This window comes from Brevundimonas sp. ABV4_179, assembly GCF_056311945.1.
In genome coordinates this window covers 2,866,632-2,884,474 of the sequence record NZ_CM149976.1, presented here as the reverse complement: position 1 = coordinate 2,884,474, position 17,843 = coordinate 2,866,632, and the positions used below count along the sequence as shown (strand labels likewise).

15 protein-coding genes and 2 tRNA genes are annotated in these 17,843 nt (G+C 66.7%); 11 read left to right on the top strand and 6 right to left on the bottom strand.

Going from position 1 to position 17,843, the window contains the following annotated elements; genetic code table 11:
- Positions 1-93: 93 nt before the first annotated feature.
- Positions 94-168: transfer RNA gene (locus tag ACYX4P_RS14080), tRNA-Asn, on the bottom strand.
- Positions 169-217: 49 nt separating this feature from the next.
- Between ACYX4P_RS14080 and ACYX4P_RS14075 the strand changes: the two genes are divergently transcribed.
- Positions 218-1,042 (top strand): TrmH family RNA methyltransferase, encoded by an 825-nt coding sequence (locus ACYX4P_RS14075; protein WP_248118993.1) that lies wholly within the window; start codon positions 218-220, stop codon positions 1,040-1,042.
- A gap of 46 nt (positions 1,043-1,088) precedes the next feature.
- Here ACYX4P_RS14075 and ACYX4P_RS14070 read toward each other — a convergent pair.
- Positions 1,089-1,162: transfer RNA gene (locus ACYX4P_RS14070), tRNA-Cys, on the bottom strand.
- 134 nt (positions 1,163-1,296) lie between these two features.
- Here ACYX4P_RS14070 and ACYX4P_RS14065 point away from each other — a divergent pair.
- The 5 genes from ACYX4P_RS14065 (at position 1,297) to ACYX4P_RS14045 (ending at position 7,906) form a co-directional block, all read left to right on the top strand.
- The gene (locus tag ACYX4P_RS14065; RefSeq protein ID WP_248118994.1) at positions 1,297-1,926 is read left to right on the top strand and encodes a protein-L-isoaspartate O-methyltransferase family protein; all 630 of its coding nucleotides are present in this window, start codon (positions 1,297-1,299) and stop codon (positions 1,924-1,926) included.
- A gap of 137 nt (positions 1,927-2,063) precedes the next feature.
- A complete protein-coding gene (locus ACYX4P_RS14060) occupies positions 2,064-3,599 on the top strand; it encodes a TolC family outer membrane protein (protein ID WP_248118995.1) in 1,536 nt (511 codons plus the stop codon).
- A 173-nt stretch (positions 3,600-3,772) separates the two neighbouring features.
- Positions 3,773-4,369 carry a DUF2497 domain-containing protein gene (locus tag ACYX4P_RS14055; RefSeq protein ID WP_248118996.1) on the top strand — a complete coding sequence of 199 codons (597 nt, stop codon included), beginning with the start codon at positions 3,773-3,775 and terminating at the stop codon, positions 4,367-4,369.
- Between the two features lie 76 nt (positions 4,370-4,445).
- Positions 4,446-7,178: a valine--tRNA ligase gene (locus tag ACYX4P_RS14050; RefSeq protein WP_292048073.1), complete on the top strand. Its 2,733-nt coding sequence runs from the start codon at positions 4,446-4,448 to the stop codon at positions 7,176-7,178.
- The gene (locus ACYX4P_RS14045; RefSeq protein ID WP_248118998.1) at positions 7,175-7,906 is read left to right on the top strand and encodes a TlyA family RNA methyltransferase; all 732 of its coding nucleotides are present in this window, start codon (positions 7,175-7,177) and stop codon (positions 7,904-7,906) included. Before ACYX4P_RS14050 ends, ACYX4P_RS14045 begins: the two co-directional genes overlap by 4 nt.
- A 92-nt stretch (positions 7,907-7,998) precedes the next feature.
- Here ACYX4P_RS14045 and ACYX4P_RS14040 read toward each other — a convergent pair whose 3' ends face one another.
- A complete protein-coding gene (locus ACYX4P_RS14040) occupies positions 7,999-8,664 on the bottom strand; it encodes a glycine zipper 2TM domain-containing protein (protein WP_248118999.1) in 666 nt (221 codons plus the stop codon).
- Positions 8,665-8,865: 201 nt separating this feature from the next.
- Between ACYX4P_RS14040 and ACYX4P_RS14035 the strand changes: the two genes are divergently transcribed.
- Both ACYX4P_RS14035 and ACYX4P_RS14030 read left to right on the top strand, forming a co-directional pair.
- On the top strand, positions 8,866-10,110 hold the full coding sequence (locus ACYX4P_RS14035; protein ID WP_248119000.1) for a class I SAM-dependent RNA methyltransferase: 1,245 nt from the start codon (positions 8,866-8,868) through the stop codon (positions 10,108-10,110).
- A 7-nt stretch (positions 10,111-10,117) separates the two neighbouring features.
- Positions 10,118-10,531, top strand: a complete 414-nt coding sequence (locus tag ACYX4P_RS14030; protein WP_248119001.1) for a hypothetical protein — start codon at positions 10,118-10,120, stop codon at positions 10,529-10,531.
- Between the two features lie 114 nt (positions 10,532-10,645).
- Here ACYX4P_RS14030 and ACYX4P_RS14025 read toward each other — a convergent pair whose 3' ends face one another.
- The 3 genes from ACYX4P_RS14025 to ACYX4P_RS14015 all read right to left on the bottom strand — a co-directional run bounded on the left by ACYX4P_RS14025 (position 10,646) and on the right by ACYX4P_RS14015 (position 14,167).
- Positions 10,646-11,479, bottom strand: coding sequence for an alpha/beta hydrolase (locus tag ACYX4P_RS14025; RefSeq protein ID WP_292046800.1), 834 nt, complete (start codon positions 11,477-11,479; stop codon positions 10,646-10,648).
- A 43-nt stretch (positions 11,480-11,522) separates the two neighbouring features.
- Complete coding sequence (locus ACYX4P_RS14020) at positions 11,523-12,620, bottom strand: PA0069 family radical SAM protein (RefSeq protein WP_248119003.1); 1,098 nt, start codon at positions 12,618-12,620, stop codon at positions 11,523-11,525.
- 65 nt (positions 12,621-12,685) lie between these two features.
- A complete protein-coding gene (locus tag ACYX4P_RS14015) occupies positions 12,686-14,167 on the bottom strand; it encodes a D-alanyl-D-alanine carboxypeptidase (protein ID WP_248119004.1) in 1,482 nt (493 codons plus the stop codon).
- Positions 14,168-14,472: 305 nt separating this feature from the next.
- On the opposite strand from ACYX4P_RS14015, the gene ACYX4P_RS14010 reads away from it, so the two are divergent.
- From ACYX4P_RS14010 to clpA, 3 genes are all read left to right on the top strand, one after another.
- The gene (locus ACYX4P_RS14010; RefSeq protein WP_248119005.1) at positions 14,473-14,964 is read left to right on the top strand and encodes a phasin family protein; all 492 of its coding nucleotides are present in this window, start codon (positions 14,473-14,475) and stop codon (positions 14,962-14,964) included.
- A gap of 168 nt (positions 14,965-15,132) precedes the next feature.
- Positions 15,133-15,462 (top strand): ATP-dependent Clp protease adapter ClpS, encoded by a 330-nt coding sequence (clpS, locus tag ACYX4P_RS14005; RefSeq protein ID WP_017504641.1) that lies wholly within the window; start codon positions 15,133-15,135, stop codon positions 15,460-15,462.
- Between the two features lie 13 nt (positions 15,463-15,475).
- A complete protein-coding gene (clpA, locus tag ACYX4P_RS14000) occupies positions 15,476-17,782 on the top strand; it encodes an ATP-dependent Clp protease ATP-binding subunit ClpA (protein ID WP_248119006.1) in 2,307 nt (768 codons plus the stop codon).
- The last annotated feature ends 61 nt before the right edge of the window (positions 17,783-17,843 follow it).

Genomic DNA, 17,843 nt, shown 5'->3' with positions numbered 1-17,843 from the left:
TCCGACGGTCTCCGCAAATGAAGAACCGAATACTCAAGCGACTTGAAGGTTTTAAGGTCGAGGTTTCGAAACCTGTCGACCTTTACACCAGAGTGGCTCCGCAGGTAGGATTCGAACCTACGACCAGCCGATTAACAGTCGGCTGCTCTACCACTGAGCTACTGCGGAACATCTGCTCGGGAGGCGGGCGTATAGCAGCGGGCGTTCCGATCTTGCAATGGGAAATCGAACCATCGAGCCGATATTTATCGAAGACCCCGAGGACCCGCGCGTCGCCGCCTATCGCGACATTCGCGAGCGCGATCTGACAGGGCGCCAAGGGCTCTTCATCGCGGAAGGGGAGGTGGTGGTTCGTGGTCTAGCGTCCAGCGCCTCGCGGTGTCGGCCCCGGTCGCTGCTGCTGGCGGAGAAGCGCGTTTCGGCTCTGGACGACGTAATCCGAGCGCTGCCGGCGCATGCGCCGGTCTATGTTGCCCGCCAGGCCGTGCTGGACCGGATCGCCGGGTTCGAACTTCACCGAGGCATTCTGGCCTTGGGCGAGAAGCCTGCGAGCCCGTCCGTGCAGAGCCTGTTGTCGGACGTGGTGGGGGACGATGTTTTCGTCGTCGCCAGCGGCATCGGCAATCACGACAATATGGGCGGCCTGTTCCGTAACGCCGCCGCGTTCGGGGCCAAGGCGGTTCTGCTGGATTCGACCTGCTGCGATCCCTTCTATCGCAAGGCCATCCGGGTGTCGGTCGGGGCGGTCCTGCGCACGCCCTTCGCCGTCGCCGAATCGTCCGAAACTCTGGACGCCCTGGCCCAGGCGGGCGTCGAGGTGTTGGCCTTGACCCCCTCGGCGGGCGCGCGTCTGGCGGATTATCGTCGCAAGGGGCCGGTCGCGGTGGTGCTGGGATCGGAGGGGCCGGGGCTGCCCCAGGCGGTGATCGCCCGCTGTCGTCCCATAGGCATCGCCATGGCGGGCGGGTTCGATTCGCTGAATGTCGCCGCGACCAGCGCCGTGGCCCTGCATCATCTGACGACGACGGCCTTGGAACCGTGAAACGAAAAGGCCGCCCCGAGGGACGGCCTTCGTTGGTCTGTCGCGATGGAGGCCTGACCGGGAATCGAACCCGGGTGCAAGGATTTGCAGTCCTCTGCGTCACCACTCCGCCATCAGGCCGCTTTTTGTCCCCGATTTCTCGGGGGCGGTCATCGCGAGGGGCGTTCGCTATCAGATCGGATTGTCCGCTGCAACGCACGGAACTATAAGCGCGCGAGTTTTCCTCCCGGATTATCGTTGAAGGCTGCCCACAGATGGATTTCACCGCCGAGCGCAAGGCTATGGTCGACTCGCAGGTGCGGGTGAACGACGTGACGGATCGCGCGATTCACCTGGCCATGATGGCCGTGCCGCGCGAGCAGTACTGCGCCCCGGATCGCGCCTTCGCCGCCTATTCCGAAGAGGCCCTAGCCATCGCCGGGGATCGCCGTCTGATGCCGGCCCGCGACGTGGCCAAGCTGTTGCAGGCCGCTGATGCGCGCGAGGGCGAGAAGGCCCTGGCCATCGCCGCCCCCTATGCCGCCGCCCTTTTGGCCCGCATGGGCTTGGCCGTCACGGCGCAGGAATCAGGCGAGGCGGTGTTCGGCGTGGTCGGCGAAGCCCTGGCCGCTGAAGGCGTCGCGACGGCGGTTCAGCCGCTTTCGCAGCCGACCGGCGAGAACTGGGATCTGATTGTTTCCGAGGGTGGAATCCAGGCCCTGCCCGATTCGTGGGGCGCCGCCCTGCGGCCCGGCGGGCGGATCGTGGTGGTGGAACGTCGCGGCGCCATCGGCAAGGCGGCCCTGTTCGTCAAGACGCCCGAGGGACTGTCGCGGCGTGAACTGTTCGATTCGTCGCCGGCGGTCCTTGCCGAGTTGACGCCGGCGCCTACCTTCGCGCTGTAGAAACATGATCGGTGGGGCGACGGATCGCGCGACCGCAACCGTGAAGAAAACTTAACTGGCGTGTGGTTCAGTCAGGCCGCAGTTACGCTTGAGAAAACATTCGGGCGTTCTTTCGGGGCGTCGGGCAAGGACGGACAATGTTGAAACGCTCGCGTGTGCTGGCTTCGGCCGCAGTGGTCGCCGTGATGACCGGCCTGGGCGCGCCGGCCTGGGCCGAGACGCTTCAGGACGCCATCGCCCTGGCCTATCGCACCAATCCCAACCTTCTGGCCCAGCGCGCCAATCAGCGGGCCCTGGACGAATCGGTGGTCCAGGCGCGTTCGGGCCTGCGGCCGACGCTCAGCGCCTCGGCCGGCGTGGACTATACGCGCAGCGATTTCCCCGCCGTGACCCAGTTCGTCGATACAAATGGGGACGGCATCCCGGACACCCAGATTTCGACCAAATCGTCCGAGACCCAAGGCGCCAATCTTGGCGTCAGCGTCAGCCAGAGCCTGTGGACCGGCGGCCGCACCGCCCGCGCCATCGACCAGGCGCAGGCCGGCGTGCTGGCTGGCCGCGAGAATCTGCGCCAGATCGAACAATCGGTCATGCTGTCGGTCATCCAGGCCTATGTGAACGTGACCCGCGACATGGAGATCCTGCGCATCCGCCAGGAGAACCTCAGCGTCCTGCAACGCCAGCTGGAAGAGACCAGCGCCCGCTTCGAAGTGGGAGAGATCACACGCACCGACGTCGCCCAGGCCGAGGCGTCCCAGGCCCAGTCCGAGGCCGATCTGGCCAACGCCCAGGCCCAGTTGGCCACGTCGCGCGCCGCCTACGCCGCCGTGGTCGGTCAGTCGCCGACCGATCTGGAGGCCGCGCCGACCCTGCCGGCCGTGCCGACCGACTTCGATGTCGCCATGGAGACGGCGCTGCAACGCAATCCGAGCGTCCTGGCCGCCACCTATCAGCTTCAGGGAGCCGAGGCCGCCGTCGCCGCCGCCCGCTCGGAATATATGCCGTCGCTGCGCGCCACCGCCTCCTACGGCGGATCGTCCAACGATCTGGGTGATTTGGGCCAGCTGGCCGACCGTCGCAGCTTCACCGCCGGCGCCACCCTGTCGGTGCCCCTGTTCACCGGCGGACTGAACCAGTCCCGCGTCGCCCAGGCGCTGGAGCGCGCCAACGCAGCCCAGATGGCCATCGAGGGCGAACGTCGAACCGTGCTGCAGAACGTCAGCTCGGCCTATGCTCAGGTTCTGTCGACCCGCGCCAATGTGACGGCCGGGACTGAGGCTGTGCGCGCCGCATCCGTCGCCGCCGAGGGCGTCCGTCAGGAGGCGCAGGTCGGCCTGCGCACCACGCTGGACGTCCTGAACCAGGAAGTGACGCTGCGCGCGTCACAGACCGCCGTCGCCAGCGCCCGCGCCGCCGAATATGTCGCGCGCGCCTCGCTGCTCGCCGCCATGGGCCAGCTGGAAGGGCCGGCGCTGAACCCGACCGTCGAGGTCTATGACCCTGTGACCAACTATGATCGCGTCAAGGGTCGCGGCGGCCTGCCGTGGGATGGCGTTATTGAAACGCTGGACCGCGTGGCCTCGCCGCCCATCGTCGGGGCCGTGGACGCGCCTGACGCGCCCATCGACGCCCAGTTGAAGGGCGAGGTCGTTCGCACCGCCCCCCGGAACTGATCCTTAGCGGACCACGAACCGGCCGCTGCGAACGCGCCCGTTGATTCAATCGGGCGAAGATGCGACGACAACACATAGATTCCAGACGATCCGTCGTCTGGCGTCGTCCCGTTCGCGGCGCGCGGATCGTTCCGTGAGCCAGTTTCTTCCCAGGCCACGCCCAAGGTTGCGCCATGACCGATCAGTCCGCCCAGGAACCGACCATGGAAGAGATCCTGGCGTCGATTCGCCGGATCATCTCCGAAGACGAGGCCCCGGCCGAAACCCCGGCCGCCGCCGCGACGCCTGAGATCGAGGCCCAGCCTGAACCCGCGCCCCAGCCCGCAGCGGCGCAGGCCGTCTTCGCCGCCCCGTTCGAGCCCGAACCGACCTCGTCGGTGGAGGACGACGTGCTGGAGCTGACCGACCGTTACGACGCGGCCCCGGTCGAGACGATCGGCGACCTGGATGTGACGCCGACCGAAACCTATCAGCCGCCGGAGCCCCCCGCGCAGCCGGCGCGGGAACAGGCCTACGACACCCTGGTCGGCGAAAGCGCCGCCGCCAGCGCCGCCTCGGCCTTCGCCGGCCTGGCCGCCAGCTTCAAGAAGCCGGAACCCGCGCCCGCCGCCTCGACCGGCGATCTGCCCTTCGTCAGCGGCAATACGGTGGAGGCCATGGTCGCCGAAATGTTGCGGCCCCTGCTGAAGGATTGGCTGGACGCCAATCTGCCGGCCATCGTTGAGGCCCAGGTACGTAAGGAAGTCGAACGCATCGCGCGCAGCGCCTAGCCCTTCGCCTCAACCCAGACTAATCCGAGGGGCGGCTCCGAAAAGGGGCCGCCTTTCTGCATTCCGAGATACCCAAATGCTTGAGAAGACCTTCGAACCCCAGGCCGCCGAGCCCCGCCTTTACGCCCAGTGGGAAGAGAGCGGCCTTTTCGCGCCCCGCACGGAAGGGGAGGCGGGCGCCTATTCGATCGTCATTCCGCCGCCGAATGTGACGGGCAGCCTGCATATCGGCCATGCGCTGAACAATACGCTGCAGGACATCCTGGCCCGCTATCACCGGATGAAGGGCAAGGCGGTGCTGTGGCTGCCCGGCACAGACCACGCCGGCATCGCCACCCAGATGGTGGTCGAGCGTCAACTGGGCGCGGCCGGCAACATCGGCCGCCGCGACATGGGCCGCGACGCCTTCATCGAGAAGATCTGGGAATGGAAGGCCGAGAGCGGCGGCACCATCGTGCGCCAGCTGCGCCGCCTGGGCGCATCGTGCGACTGGTCGCGCGAGCGGTTCACCCTGGACGAAGGGCTGAACGCCGCCGTCCGCAAGGTCTTCGTGCAGCTGCACAAGGAGGGCCTGATCTACCGCGACAAGCGGCTGGTGAACTGGGACCCGCATTTCCAGACGGCGATTTCCGATCTGGAAGTCGAACAGCGCGAGATGGACGGCGCCTATTGGCACTTCGCCTATCCGCTCGCCGACGGCGTGACCTATGAACACCCGGTCGCCTTCGACGAGGACGGCAAGGCGACGGAATGGGAAACGCGCGACTTCATCGTCGTGGCGACGACCCGGCCGGAAACGATGCTGGGCGACACAGGCGTGGCGGTGCATCCTGAGGACGAACGCTATGCCGGTCTGGTCGGCAAGTTCGTAACCCTGCCCATCGTCGGCCGTCGCATCCCCATCGTCGCCGACGATTACGCCGATCCGACCAAGGGCTCGGGCGCGGTCAAGATCACGCCTGCGCATGATTTCAACGACTTCGGCGTGGGCAAGCGCGCGGGTCTGCCGTCGCTGAACATTCTGGATGCGTTTGGCCGCGTCACCGACGCCGACACGCCGGACGTGCCCTCGGACTATGTGGGTCAGGACCGCTTCGCCGCGCGCAAGGCCATCGTCGCCCGCGCCGAGGAAGAGGGCTGGCTGCGCGAGATCGAGAAGACCAAACACGTCGTCCCGCACGGCGACCGCTCGGGCGTGGTAATCGAGCCGTGGCTGACGGACCAGTGGTACGTCGACGCCAAGGTCCTGGCCCAGCCTGCGCTGAAGGCGGTGGAGCAGGGCGATACGGTGTTTGAGCCGAAGTCGTACGAAAAGATCTATTTCGAATGGCTGCGCAATATCGAGCCCTGGTGCATTTCGCGCCAGCTCTGGTGGGGCCACCGCATCCCGGCCTGGTACGGCCCGAACGGCGAAATCTATGTCGCCGAAACGGAAGAGGACGCCCGCGAACAGGCGATGGCGGACTATGATTCCGAGGTCGCTCTGACCCAGGACGAGGACGTTCTGGATACCTGGTTCTCCTCGGCCCTGTGGCCGTTCTCGACCATGGGCTGGCCCGAGAAGACCGAGGATCTGGAGCGGTTCTATCCGACCAGCGATCTGGTAACGGCGGCGGACATCATCTTCTTCTGGGTCGCCCGGATGATGATGATGGGCCTGCACTTCATGGACGGCGAGGTTCCGTTCAAGCGGGTCATCATCAATGGTCTGGTCCGCGACGAGAAGGGCCAGAAGATGTCGAAGTCCAAGGGCAACGTCATCGACCCGCTGGGCATCATCGACGAGCTGGGCGCCGACCCCTTGCGCTTCACCATGGCCATCCTGTCGGGCACGCGCGACATCAAGCTGTCCAAGCAACGCATTGAGGGATACCGCAACTTCGGCACCAAGCTGTGGAACGCCGCGCGCTTCAGCCAGATGAACGAGGCGCGCCGCGTCGAAGGCTTTGATCCCGCGACCGTCGAGCAGACGATCAACCGCTGGATTCGCGGCGAACTGACCAAGGCCGAACGCGCCGTGTCCGACGCCATCGAAGGCGGGCGGTTCGACGATGCGGCGGGCGCGCTGTATCGCTTTGTCTGGAACGTCTTCTGCGACTGGTATCTGGAACTGGCCAAGCCAGTGTTCCAGGGATCGGACGAGGCCGCCAAGGCGGAGACGCGCGCCATGACGGCCTGGACGCTGGATCAGACGCTGAAGCTGTTGCATCCGGTCATGCCGTTCATCACCGAGGAGCTTTGGGCCGAACTGGGCAAGGAAGGTCCGGCGCGCGAGACCCTGCTGATCGGCGCCGAATGGCCCGTTCTGCCGGACGCCTTCATCGACGCTTCGGCACAGTCCGAGATCGGCTGGCTGGTCGATCTGATCGGTGAAATCCGGGGGCTGCGCGCCGAAATGAACGTACCGCCGTCGGCCAAGCCGCCGTTGGCCTTCGTTGCGCCCGATGCTGTTACGGCCGAGCGGATCGCCCGTCATCGCGACCTGATCCTGACCCTGGGCCGCGTGTCCGAGGTCGGTTCGGCCGATGCGGCGCCGACCGGCGCCGTGACCTTCGTGTCCGGCGCCTCGACCGTCGCCCTGTCGCTGGCGGGCGTCATCGACCTGACCGTTGAACGGGCGCGTCTGGAGAAGGAGATCGCCGCCTTCGACAGCGACATCGGCCATGTGAACAAGAAACTGGGCAATCCCAACTTCGTCTCGCGCGCCGCGCCGGACGTGGTGGAGGAACAGCGCGCCAAACTGGCCGAAGCCGAGGCTGGCAAGGCCAAGCTGCAGGCGGCCCTGGCCCGCCTCAGCGAGATCGGGTGAAATCCCGCATCGACCAGCTGCTCGTCTCGCGCGGGCTGTTCGACACCCGCGCCCGCGCCCGCGCCGCCATCGAGGCGGGGCGGGTCAGGGCGGATGGTCGCCTCGTCGCCAAGCCGTCCGAACAGATCGCCGAAGACGCCGATATCCAGGCCGAACCGGCCCATCGCTGGGTGGGGCGGGGCGCCTTGAAGCTGGATCACGCCCTGGCCCTGTGGCCGGTGGCGGTCGAGGGGCGCACGGTGCTGGACGTCGGGGCCTCCACCGGCGGCTTCACCGAGGTCTGTCTGAACCGCAGTGCAGTGCAAGTTTTCGCGGTCGATGTCGGAACGGGCCAGCTTCATCCAAAGGTCGCCGCCGACCCCCGCGTCGTGAACCTGGAGCGGACCGACGCCCGCGACCTGACCCCCGAACTGATCCCCGTGGCGCCGTCGCTGATCGTCTGCGACGCCAGCTTCATCAGCCTGTCCAAGGTTCTGCCCGCCGCCCTGGCTCTGGCCGGGCCGGGCGCGGACCTGATCACCTTGGTCAAACCCCAGTTCGAGGGCGATGGCCCCAGGTCGGTCGGCAAGAAGGGCGTGGTCAAGGATCCGGCCGCTCATGCCGCCGCTGTGCAGCGCGTACGTGATTGGCTGGAAGACCTGGGCTGGGCGGTTCAGGCCGTGACCGACAGCCCCATCACGGGCGGCGACGGCAATATCGAATTCCTGCTCTGGGCCGTGCGCCACTGATCCGACGCGCGTTTCCCCCAGAAGAGAAACCGCCGGAGGACTGATCCTCCGGCGGCTCCCGTCACATCGTCGATCGACAGGGGGGCTGAAAATTAATCGACGACGCGATAGCGGCCATACTGGTCGGGGCAGGTGCGGACGTAGCGCGTGTCCGTGCGACCATCGGGCAGACGGATCTGGCTTTCGGCCAGGCGGCATCCGTCGGAGTTGCGATAGGAATCGACCGGCCGAGAGCGGTCGTCGTAGTAGCCGCCGCTGTCATAGGCGTAGTCCGAACGACGGTCGTAGTCGTCGTAGCGATAGCCCTGATCGCCCGTATAGCGGTTGTCATAGTAGCCGTAGGTCGGTTGGCTGTACCCCTGGTTGTAATAGCCGCTGGAGCCATAGCTGCTTTGATAGGTGCGGCAGGCGTCGGAGCTGGAACGGCCGACCTGAGAGCCAACCACGGCTCCGAGCACGCCGCCCAGAATGCTGCCCTCAGTGCGACGACCGCGCGCGGCCAACTGCGACCCGATAACGGCGCCCGCGCCGCCGCCGATCACCGCCCCGGCGCCCGTGCGGCCCTGACGCTCACGCGAGCAGGGGTCGTAGGAGGGGTAGCCGCGCCCGTAGTTATACGAAGGCGCATAGGCGCCGGTGCCGTAGTTCTGGCTGTAGCCATAGCCATAATAATTCTGAGCCGAAGCCGCCATCGGGGCGGCGGTGACGCCGAGCGCCAGGGCGGCTGCGGCGGCGAGCGAAGACTTGGAGAGACGCATTTTTCAACCCTTCCGAGGACCGAACGATTTCCGTCAACGGTTAACGGCAAGCCTCGTGTCTCGTTGCAGTCCGATTTAAGACAGCAAAGCTGAACGGCATTTGAGCGGTCTGTTCATCTTCGTTCATCTTTCAGGCGAGTGGACGGGCGTTGATCCTGGCGCGACTTGAGCGGTCTTTCGGCGGCGGCTAGAAGCCCTGCGATGGAGACTTTCACGATCGACCGCGTCGGCGGCCAGGGCGACGGCGTCGCCCGCACGCCCGCGGGCCCCGTGTTCGCCAGCCTGGCCTTGCCCGGTGAGACGGTGCGCGGCCAACTCGTGGACGGTCGGTTGGAAGGCGTGGAGATCGTCACCCCCAGCCCGGATCGGATTGCGCCGGTCTCGCCCCAGTACGGCGACTGCGGCGGCTGTTCGCTGCAGCATTGGGCCGAACAGCCCTATCTGAACTGGAAGCGCGATCAGGTCCGGCTGGCCTTGGCCCGCGAACGGATCGAGACGGAGGTCGAGGCGACCATCGCCACGCCGCCGGGCAGCCGCCGCCGCGTGGCCCTGCACGCCCGTCGCGATGCGGATGGCCGCGTCGTGCTGGGGTTCAAGGCGCGGCGGTCCTGGCGACTGGTCGAGGTCATGGCCTGTCCCGTGGCGGACGCCCGCATCGTTCAGGCCATTCCCGCCCTGACGCAGGTGGCGGCGGCCTTCTTCGAACATCCCAAATCCGCCCCGACGCTGCACGTCACCTGGACCCTTGCCGGGCTGGACGTCGATGTGACGGGGGTGGAGCGGCGATCGGGCGGCGGCCTGTCCGCCGACGCGCGCGCCCAGGCGGTTCAGGCCGCGCACCGGGCCGACCTGGCGCGACTGAGCCTGGCGGGCGAAACCCTGGTGATGGCGCGCCAGCCGATGGTGGCTTTCGGACCGGCGACGGTCGCCCTGCCGGCCGGCGGTTTCCTGCAGGCGGCGCCGCCGGCCGAACTGGCCATGACATCGCGCGCGGTCGCGGCGGTGAAGGGGGCCAAGAAGGTCGCGGACCTGTTCTGCGGGGCGGGAACCTTCACCTTCCCCCTGGCGACGGTCGCCCCGGTGATCGCCGCCGATGCGTCAAGGCCCGGCATCGACGCCCTGAAGTCCGCCGTGGGTTCGGCCAAGGGCATGAAGGCGATCACGGCAGAGGCGCGCGATCTGTTCCGCCGCCCGATGACGCCCTATGACCTGAAGGGGTGCGACGCCATCGTGTTCGACCCGCCCCGCGCCGGCGCCGTCGAACAGACAGCCCAGATCGCCACGACCAAGGCGGCCGTCGTCGTGGGGGTGTCGTGCAATCCCCAGACCTTCGCGCGCGACGCCCGCGTCCTGATCGACGCCGGGTTCCGGCTGGAGACGGTCACGCCCATCGACCAGTTCCTGTGGTCCGCCCACGTTGAACTGGTCGGCGTTTTCACCCGATAGGACGATCATGACCGAGATGACCGACGACCTTGTAGAGGAAGATGGCGGCGGCTTCGACGCCGACGACTGGGGACGGTTGAAGGCCTTCACCGGGGCGGTCGCGACGCTGGAGGACGTGCAGGCGCGCCGCGCCATCTTTGCGCTGGGCGACACCGACGATCCACGCCCCATCGCCATGGACCTGCCGCAGCCGGTGATCTGGTGGGACGAGGACGGCGAACAGGCGGCCGTCGCGGTCCAGGCCGAAAGCCACCTGGGCGCCGACGGTGAAGAGATGGAGGTCTTGGGCCTGATCCTGCCGGACGGGGAGGGGGCGGTGGCCCTGATGGAGGATGTCGATCTGGTCGACGACAGCGATCCCACCTGGCGCGATCTGGTGACCCGCGCCATCGATCTCTCGGACGCCGACGACCACGGCTAGGCGATATTCGGCCCTAAACCGTCAGTCCGGGGCGTCCGTAGGACGAACCTGGAATCAGCGGGGCACGCTACGGCGCTGAACGTGTCGAGCAACGACTCTGTAGTCCTATTGAACCTAGTTCAAAGCGGCCGCGACCCGACCGGCGAAGTCGGGCTGGTCGGGAATGTCGCCATGGTCGGCGCGCGGGAAGACCAGGCGCCGGACATCCACACCGCGCGCCTCCAAATCCCTGGCCAGGTTGCGGCTCAGCGCGGGCGGCAGGGTCTGGTCGCGCCCGGCCTCCAGCACCACGACCCGCCCCAGATAGCCGTCCAGCGTGGCCGGCACGTCGATGGCGGCCAGGGTGTCGGCCATCTGGACGCGGATCAGGGGCCGCCACAGCCCCAGCATCTGGTCCACGGCCGCGCGGGCGGTCGGCGTCGTGGCCTCCAGCACGACGGCGTCGGCGCGAATGAGGCGTGCGGCATCCGCGCACACCGGACCGCCCAGCGAGTGGCCCCAGGCGATCAGCCGGCGTCCCTCCGCATCAGCCTGGGCGCGGGCGCTGGCCGCGATGACCTCTCCGGCGGCGCGGTAGCTGGCGAAATCGGCTTGACCCGGCGTGTCGCCCGATCCGGGATAGTCGAACATCAGCACGTCGCCGAACGGCGCAAGTTCGCGCGAGACCGCCGCCCCGTTGACGCCGCGCCGAAACAGGTTGCCGCCGCAGTACAGAATCAAGGGCGCATCCGGCCGGCCGGTCCTGACCCGCGTCGCGGCGACCGCCCCGCCGGAATAGGGCAGGGACAGGGTCTCGCCGCCCGCCACCGCGGGGCCGGGCGTCAGAACCATCTTCTCGGCCCTCACACGCGCGTCAGGATAGAAGAACTGGCCCTCGGGCACCTCCACGGTGACGCAGCCGGCAAGAAGAGCGGCCGTGCCGACGAGCGTCGATAGACGTTTGATCATGCCATTCCCCAAGGACGAGGGACGCTAAACCCAAGCGTGGCCTTTAGGCAATCCTGACTTCGGGGGCGGCCTGCGGCAGGTCGAACAAATCCATCTGCGGGCGGGCGTCGGCGGGCACACGGAACTGCGTCTCGTCCAGCAGACGGTGAGGCGTATCCAGACCATAGCGTTTGACCGCCGCCTTGAAGCGCGCGCCGATCAGTTCGGCGACCGGGCCCGTGCCCTTCATCCGCTGAGACCAGTCGGCGTCATAATCCTTTCCGCCCCGCGTCTGCCGGATCAGCGACATGACCCGCGCGGCCCGATCCGGGCGGGCGTCGGCCAGCCATTCGCGGAACAGATCCTTGATCTCGAGCGGGAGGCGCAGCGTCACATACATGGCGCGCGTCGCGCCCGCCTTGGCGGCAGCTTCGAGAATCGATTCCAATTCGTGGTCGTTCAGGCCGGGAATGACCGGAGCGAACCCCACGCCGACCGGACAGCCCGCCTCGGCCAATCTGGAAATGGCCTCCAGCCGTTTGGCGGGGGTGGAGGCGCGCGGCTCCATCGCGCGGGCCAGTCCGCGATCCAGGGTGGTGATGGAGACGAAGGCCGAGGCCAGGCCCGCCTTGCCCATCGGTCCCAGGATGTCGGCGTCGCGCCCGATCAGCACCGACTTGGTGATGATGCTGAACGGATGGTTGAACCGCTGCATCACCTCCAGGATCGAACGGGTCGATCCCAGTTCACGCTCGATCGGCTGATAGGGGTCTGTGTTGCCGCCTATGTGGATTCGCTTGCATCGGTATCGGGGTGCGAGGAAGGCCTGTTCCAGCAGACGTGCGGCCTGGGGCTTGAAGAAGATGCGGCTCTCGAAATCCAGGCCCGGGGATAGGCCCATCCAGGCATGGGACGGACGGGCGTAACAGTAGATGCAGCCATGTTCGCAACCTTTGTACGGGTTGATGGAGCGGTCGAATCCGATGTCCGGGCTGTCGTTCCGGGCGATGATCGTGCGAGCGTGTTCCGGCGTGAGGGTGGTGCGCAGGGGCGCGGCCTCGGCGTCGTCGCGCGTCCAGCCGTCGTCGAACGACAGGTGCTGCTCAGGTTCGTAGCGGCCGGTGGCATTCGAACGCGCGCCTCTTCCCTTGGCGGTTTCCATGGGAAGGATGATGCTTCATCAATCGGAACAAAGCAAGAACATTTGTCCCTGCTCGTTCGTATGGATCAGTCGGGGCCGATGACCATGCAGGTCACGCGCCGTTCGGCCAGGGCCTCGCAGGCGCCCTTGGCGGCCGTCTCCGTCAGGCCGGTGAAGCGCGAACGATACCAGTCGCCGGCGGTCTGGACGTTGCGCTCGGCGCTGGCGAACTGGGCGCGGAAGCGACGATTCAGCTCAGTCAGCCAGTCGTTGGCGACTTTCTCGTCGCGAAAGGCGCCGACCTGAACGGCCCAGCGTCCGGCGGGCGCGCGGGCGGCCGTGCGCGCCGATTCCCGTGCAGGCGCCGGGGGCGTGGCGCGACGCGGCGTGGTCGAAGGGGCGATGGTCGCGCTCGCCGGCGCGCCGTTCAAGGAGGCGGTGACGTTATGCGGCGCGCGCGCATTCGTCGCGGCGGCCTGACCGGCGGCCTGGACGGTCGCCGCCGCGCGCTGGCTGGCCGCGCGTTCGGACGGCGCCGGCGTTACGCGGGTCGGCGGAACGGCCGGCGCTGGGGCGGCCGTATAGGCGACGGCGGTGGAGCCTGGGGCCTCGCCATCCTCGTCGTCGCGGATCGAGGCGTAAGCGATGGGCGCGTCGCCGGTCGCGGACTCCCCGCCCACGCCGAAGCCGCGCTGCTCGAAGAATGTCTGGGCGACCTGGATCCGTTCGCCCTGCGCCCGCCGGCGCTCGACCTCGAATCCGGTGTCCATCAGTTCGGCGACATGGGCGTTGCGGCTGGCCGTCGAACGACCGCCCAGGACGATGGTGATGAGGCGACGCCCGTCGCGCACCGCCGAGGCCGCCAGATTGTAGCCCGAGGCGTTGGTGTAGCCGGTCTTCATCCCGTCATAGCCGCGTCCCGTCGGCAGCAGGCCGTTGGTGTTGCGATAGTTGCGGCCGTTATAGGCCCAGTCGTGCAGACCGAAGTAGCTGTAATACTGAGGGAAGTCGCGCATGATGGCCCGCGCCAGGATGGCTTGGTCACGCGCCGAGGTCAGCTGGCGCGCATCGGGCAGGCCGTTGGCGGTGACATAGCGGGTCTGGGTCATGCCCAGCTGTTCCGCCTTCATCGTCATCATATTGGTGAAGCGCGCCTCGGACCCGCCGATATGCTCCCCGATGGCCAAGGCCATGTCGTTGGCCGATCGGACGGCGGTGGCGCGCATGGCGTTGTCCAGGGTGATGGTCTGACCCGCCGCCAGACCCAGTTTCGATGGCGGCTGGGATGCAGCGCGCGGCGAGATGGTCAATACGTCGTTCAGGTTCGCCTTGCCCTGCGACAGCGCTTCGAACGTCAGATACAGGGTCATCATCTTGGTCAGGGACGCCGGGTAGCGACGGCTGTCGGCATGACGCGCGAACAGCACCTCTCCGGTCGCCGCATCGATCACGATGGCGGCATAGCGACTGCTTTCCTGAGACTGGGCCACGATCGGGCGGACATTGACGCCCAGCACCAGCGAGGCGGCCAGGAGGGCGAAAAGGCCGCGGCGGAGGAAGGCGATCATGGGTGATACAACCCTTTGGTAATCAAGCCCTTGGCGAGCAGGGTGCGGCAGGCCCCCCGGCCGACGCGACGAAAGGGTTAGCATAGGAACCTGGGGTTTCATGGTGGTTAACCGCCCGTCAACGCGAATTTGAACCGTCTATCGGGGTTATGCCTATCAGCTTATCGGCGATCACATTGTGCAGCGCACAATGCGGCCTTGCATTCCTTTCGCACTTGCAGCATATTGTGGTTCTGCGAGGGTTCGCCTCGCGTCAGATTTTCCGCACCGCCGCCCCCGGGCGGGCAAACACCGGAGAGACGATCATGGCCGACGCCGCCGAGACGATGAAGAAGACCGCCGATCAAGCCGCCGCCGCCACCGCTTCGGCCGGCGCCAGGGTCAAGGCCCAGGCCGAGACCCTGCAGGCCGCCGGAACCCAGGCCTTCCGCGAAGGCATCGACAAGTCGGTCGCCTCGCTGGGCGAGCTGAACGCCCACGGCAAGAAGAACCTGGACGCCATGGTCGAGTCGGCCACCGTCGCCCAAAAGGGCGCCGAGGCCCTGTCGCAACAGGCTCTGGGCTTCGCCAAGACCTCCTGGGAAGACGGCGTCGCCGCCTCCAAGGAACTGTCGACCGCCCGCTCGGTGCAGGAGTTCTTCGAACTGCAGACCGCCTGGGCCAAGAAGTCCATGGAACGCTACGTCGCCGAAATGACCAAGACGAACGAGATCGTCGCCGCCACGGTCAAGGACAGCCTGAAGCCGCTCAACGAGCGCGTCACCGCCTCGGTCGAAAGCTTCCAGGCCGCACGCTAAGTCGCAGCGACCCTGTAGATCGAAAAGGCCCCGGAGTTCGCTCCGGGGCCTTTTTTCGTTCGGCATCCGTGATTTGCCATTCACGCAATCCGTGACTGGACGCCGCTTCAAATCAGGCCATCATTCCCTATCTGTTAGCCAAGACGACTCCCCGATTACGGAACACGAATGCCCATACAAAGGCCCGGCGAGACGGGCGGCGGTCAAGGAACCGCCGTCGTCACCGAAACCAAGCCGAAACTTCAGAAGCCCTCGCTGTATCGGGTGCTGATCCTGAACGACGATTATTCGCCGATGGAGTTCGTCGTCTATGTGCTGGAGCGGTTCTTCCAGAAGAGCCGCGAGGAAGCGACCCGCATCATGCTGCATGTGCACCAGCATGGCGTGGGGGTCTGCGGCGTCTTCACCTATGAGGTCGCCGAGACCAAGGTCGCGCAGGTCATCGAGACGGCGCGTCGCCACCAGCACCCTCTGCAATGCACGATGGAAAAGGACTGAGAGGAGCCTCCCGATGCCTTCATTTTCCCGTCCTCTCGAAGAAACCCTGCACCGCGCGGTGGGATACGCCAATGCGCGCAGGCATGAATACGCCACGCTGGAGCATCTGCTGCTGGCGCTGATCGACGACCCGGATGCGTCCGGCGTCATGGGCGCCTGCAATGTCGATCTGAACGCGCTCAAGGCGGCCCTGACCCTCTATGTCGACAACGACCTGGCCGCCCTGGCCACGGCCGATGGCGAGGACGCAAAGCCGACCGCCGGCTTCCAGCGCGTGATCCAGCGCGCGGTGATCCACGTCCAGTCGTCGGGCCGCGAAGAGGTGTCCGGCGCGAACGTGCTGGTCGCCATCTTCTCCGAGCGGGAAAGCCACGCCGCCTATTTCCTGCAGGAGCAGGACATGACGCGCTATGACGCGGTCAACTTCATCGCCCACGGCATCGCCAAGAAGGCCGGCGCCTCCGAGGCCAAACCTGCCAAGGGGGCCTCGCCCGAAGAGGCCGAGGACCAGTCGGCCGTCAAACAGGGCGGCGAGGCGCTGGAAGCCTATTGCGTCGACCTCAACGAGAAGTCGCGTCAGGGCAAGGTCGATCCGCTGATCGGTCGCCAGGCCGAGGTCGAACGCTCGATCCAGATCCTGTGCCGCCGGACCAAGAACAATCCGCTGCTGGTCGGCGATCCTGGCGTCGGCAAGACCGCCATCGCCGAAGGCCTGGCCCGCAAGATCGTCAACGGCGAGGTGCCGGACGTCCTGAAGGACGCCACCATCTATTCGCTCGACATGGGCGCGCTGCTGGCCGGCACTCGCTATCGCGGCGACTTCGAGGAGCGGCTTAAGCAGGTCGTCAAGGAGCTGGAGAACCACGAGAACGCGGTCCTGTTCATCGACGAGATCCACACGGTGATCGGCGCGGGCGCGACCTCGGGCGGGGCGATGGATGCGTCCAACCTGCTGAAGCCGGCCCTGGCGTCGGGCACGCTGCGCTGCATGGGGTCAACGACCTACAAGGAGTATCGCCAGCACTTCGAGAAGGACCGCGCCCTGGTGCGTCGCTTCCAGAAGATCGACGTCAACGAGCCGACGGTCGAGGATACGGTGAAGATCTTGAAGGGTCTGAAGACCTATTACGAGCAGCACCACAAGGTCCGCTACACTGACAGCGCGATCCGCACGGCGGTCGAGCTGTCGGCCCGCTACATGACCGACCGCAAACTGCCGGACAAGGCGATCGACGTGATCGACGAGGCGGGCGCCGGCCAGATGCTGCTGACCGAATCCAAGCGCAAGAAGGTCATCGGCCAGAAGGAGGTCGAGGCCGTCATCGCCAAGATGGCCCGCATCCCCGCCAAGTCGGTGTCCAAGTCCGACACCGAAAGCCTGCGCGAGCTGGAGACCGATCTGAAGCGCGTCGTCTTCGGTCAGGAACAGGCCATCGAACAGGTTTCGGCGGCGATGAAGCTGGCGCGGGCGGGTCTGCGCGACCCGAACAAGCCGATCGGCAGCTTCCTGTTCAGCGGCCCGACCGGCGTGGGCAAGACCGAGGTGGCCAAGCAACTCGCCGCCACTTTGGGCATCGAGATGCAGCGGTTCGACATGTCCGAATATATGGAGCGTCACACGGTCAGCCGCCTGATCGGCGCGCCTCCGGGCTATGTCGGTCATGACCAGGGCGGCCTGCTGACGGACGCCGTGGACCAGCATCCGCACGCCGTCATCCTGCTGGATGAGATCGAGAAGGCGCACCCGGACGTCTACAACATCCTGCTGCAGGTGATGGACAACGGGATGCTGACCGATGCGGTCGGCAAGAAGGTCGATTTCAGGAACGTCATCTTGATCATGACCACCAACGCCGGCGCCGCCGACAACGCTCGCGCCTCCATCGGCTTCGGTCGGGGCAAGGTCGAGGGCGAGGACGACAAGGCCATCCAGCGCCTATTCGCGCCGGAGTTCAGGAACCGCCTGGACGCGATCGTGGCCTTCAAGTCGCTGGGCGCCGATACGATCCGCTCGGTGGTGACCAAGTTCGTGCTGCAGCTGGAAGCCCAGCTGGCGGACCGCAACATCACCATCGAACTGACTGACGAGGCCGCCGACTGGCTGGCCAAGAACGGCTTCGACGAACTGTACGGCGCTCGTCCGCTGGCGCGGGTCATCCAGGACTCGATCAAGAAGCCGCTGGCCGACGACATCCTGTTCGGCCGCCTGACGCGCGGCGGACACGTCAAGGTCCAGCTCAAAGACGGCAAGATCGACTTCGACATCGCCAGCCCCTCGGGCGCCCCGGCGAAGTCTGAGGAGGAAGAAGAAACGGCCTGATCGCCAGCAGGCAACGAAAGGACAGGCCCGGACGTCGCCGTCCGGGCTTTTTTTGTTTCCC

Coding starts and splice junctions, on each gene's coding strand:
- ACYX4P_RS14075 (WP_248118993.1), top strand. CDS start 218: ATGGGAAATCGAACCATCGAGCCGATATTTATCGAAGACCCCGAGGAC.
- ACYX4P_RS14065 (WP_248118994.1), top strand. CDS start 1,297: ATGGATTTCACCGCCGAGCGCAAGGCTATGGTCGACTCGCAGGTGCGG.
- ACYX4P_RS14060 (WP_248118995.1), top strand. CDS start 2,064: ATGTTGAAACGCTCGCGTGTGCTGGCTTCGGCCGCAGTGGTCGCCGTG.
- ACYX4P_RS14055 (WP_248118996.1), top strand. CDS start 3,773: ATGACCGATCAGTCCGCCCAGGAACCGACCATGGAAGAGATCCTGGCG.
- ACYX4P_RS14050 (WP_292048073.1), top strand. CDS start 4,446: ATGCTTGAGAAGACCTTCGAACCCCAGGCCGCCGAGCCCCGCCTTTAC.
- ACYX4P_RS14040 (WP_248118999.1), bottom strand. CDS start 8,664: ATGCGTCTCTCCAAGTCTTCGCTCGCCGCCGCAGCCGCCCTGGCGCTC.
- ACYX4P_RS14035 (WP_248119000.1), top strand. CDS start 8,866: ATGGAGACTTTCACGATCGACCGCGTCGGCGGCCAGGGCGACGGCGTC.
- ACYX4P_RS14030 (WP_248119001.1), top strand. CDS start 10,118: ATGACCGAGATGACCGACGACCTTGTAGAGGAAGATGGCGGCGGCTTC.
- ACYX4P_RS14025 (WP_292046800.1), bottom strand. CDS start 11,479: ATGATCAAACGTCTATCGACGCTCGTCGGCACGGCCGCTCTTCTTGCC.
- ACYX4P_RS14020 (WP_248119003.1), bottom strand. CDS start 12,620: ATGGAAACCGCCAAGGGAAGAGGCGCGCGTTCGAATGCCACCGGCCGC.
- ACYX4P_RS14015 (WP_248119004.1), bottom strand. CDS start 14,167: ATGATCGCCTTCCTCCGCCGCGGCCTTTTCGCCCTCCTGGCCGCCTCG.
- ACYX4P_RS14010 (WP_248119005.1), top strand. CDS start 14,473: ATGGCCGACGCCGCCGAGACGATGAAGAAGACCGCCGATCAAGCCGCC.
- clpS (WP_017504641.1), top strand. CDS start 15,133: ATGCCCATACAAAGGCCCGGCGAGACGGGCGGCGGTCAAGGAACCGCC.
- clpA (WP_248119006.1), top strand. CDS start 15,476: ATGCCTTCATTTTCCCGTCCTCTCGAAGAAACCCTGCACCGCGCGGTG.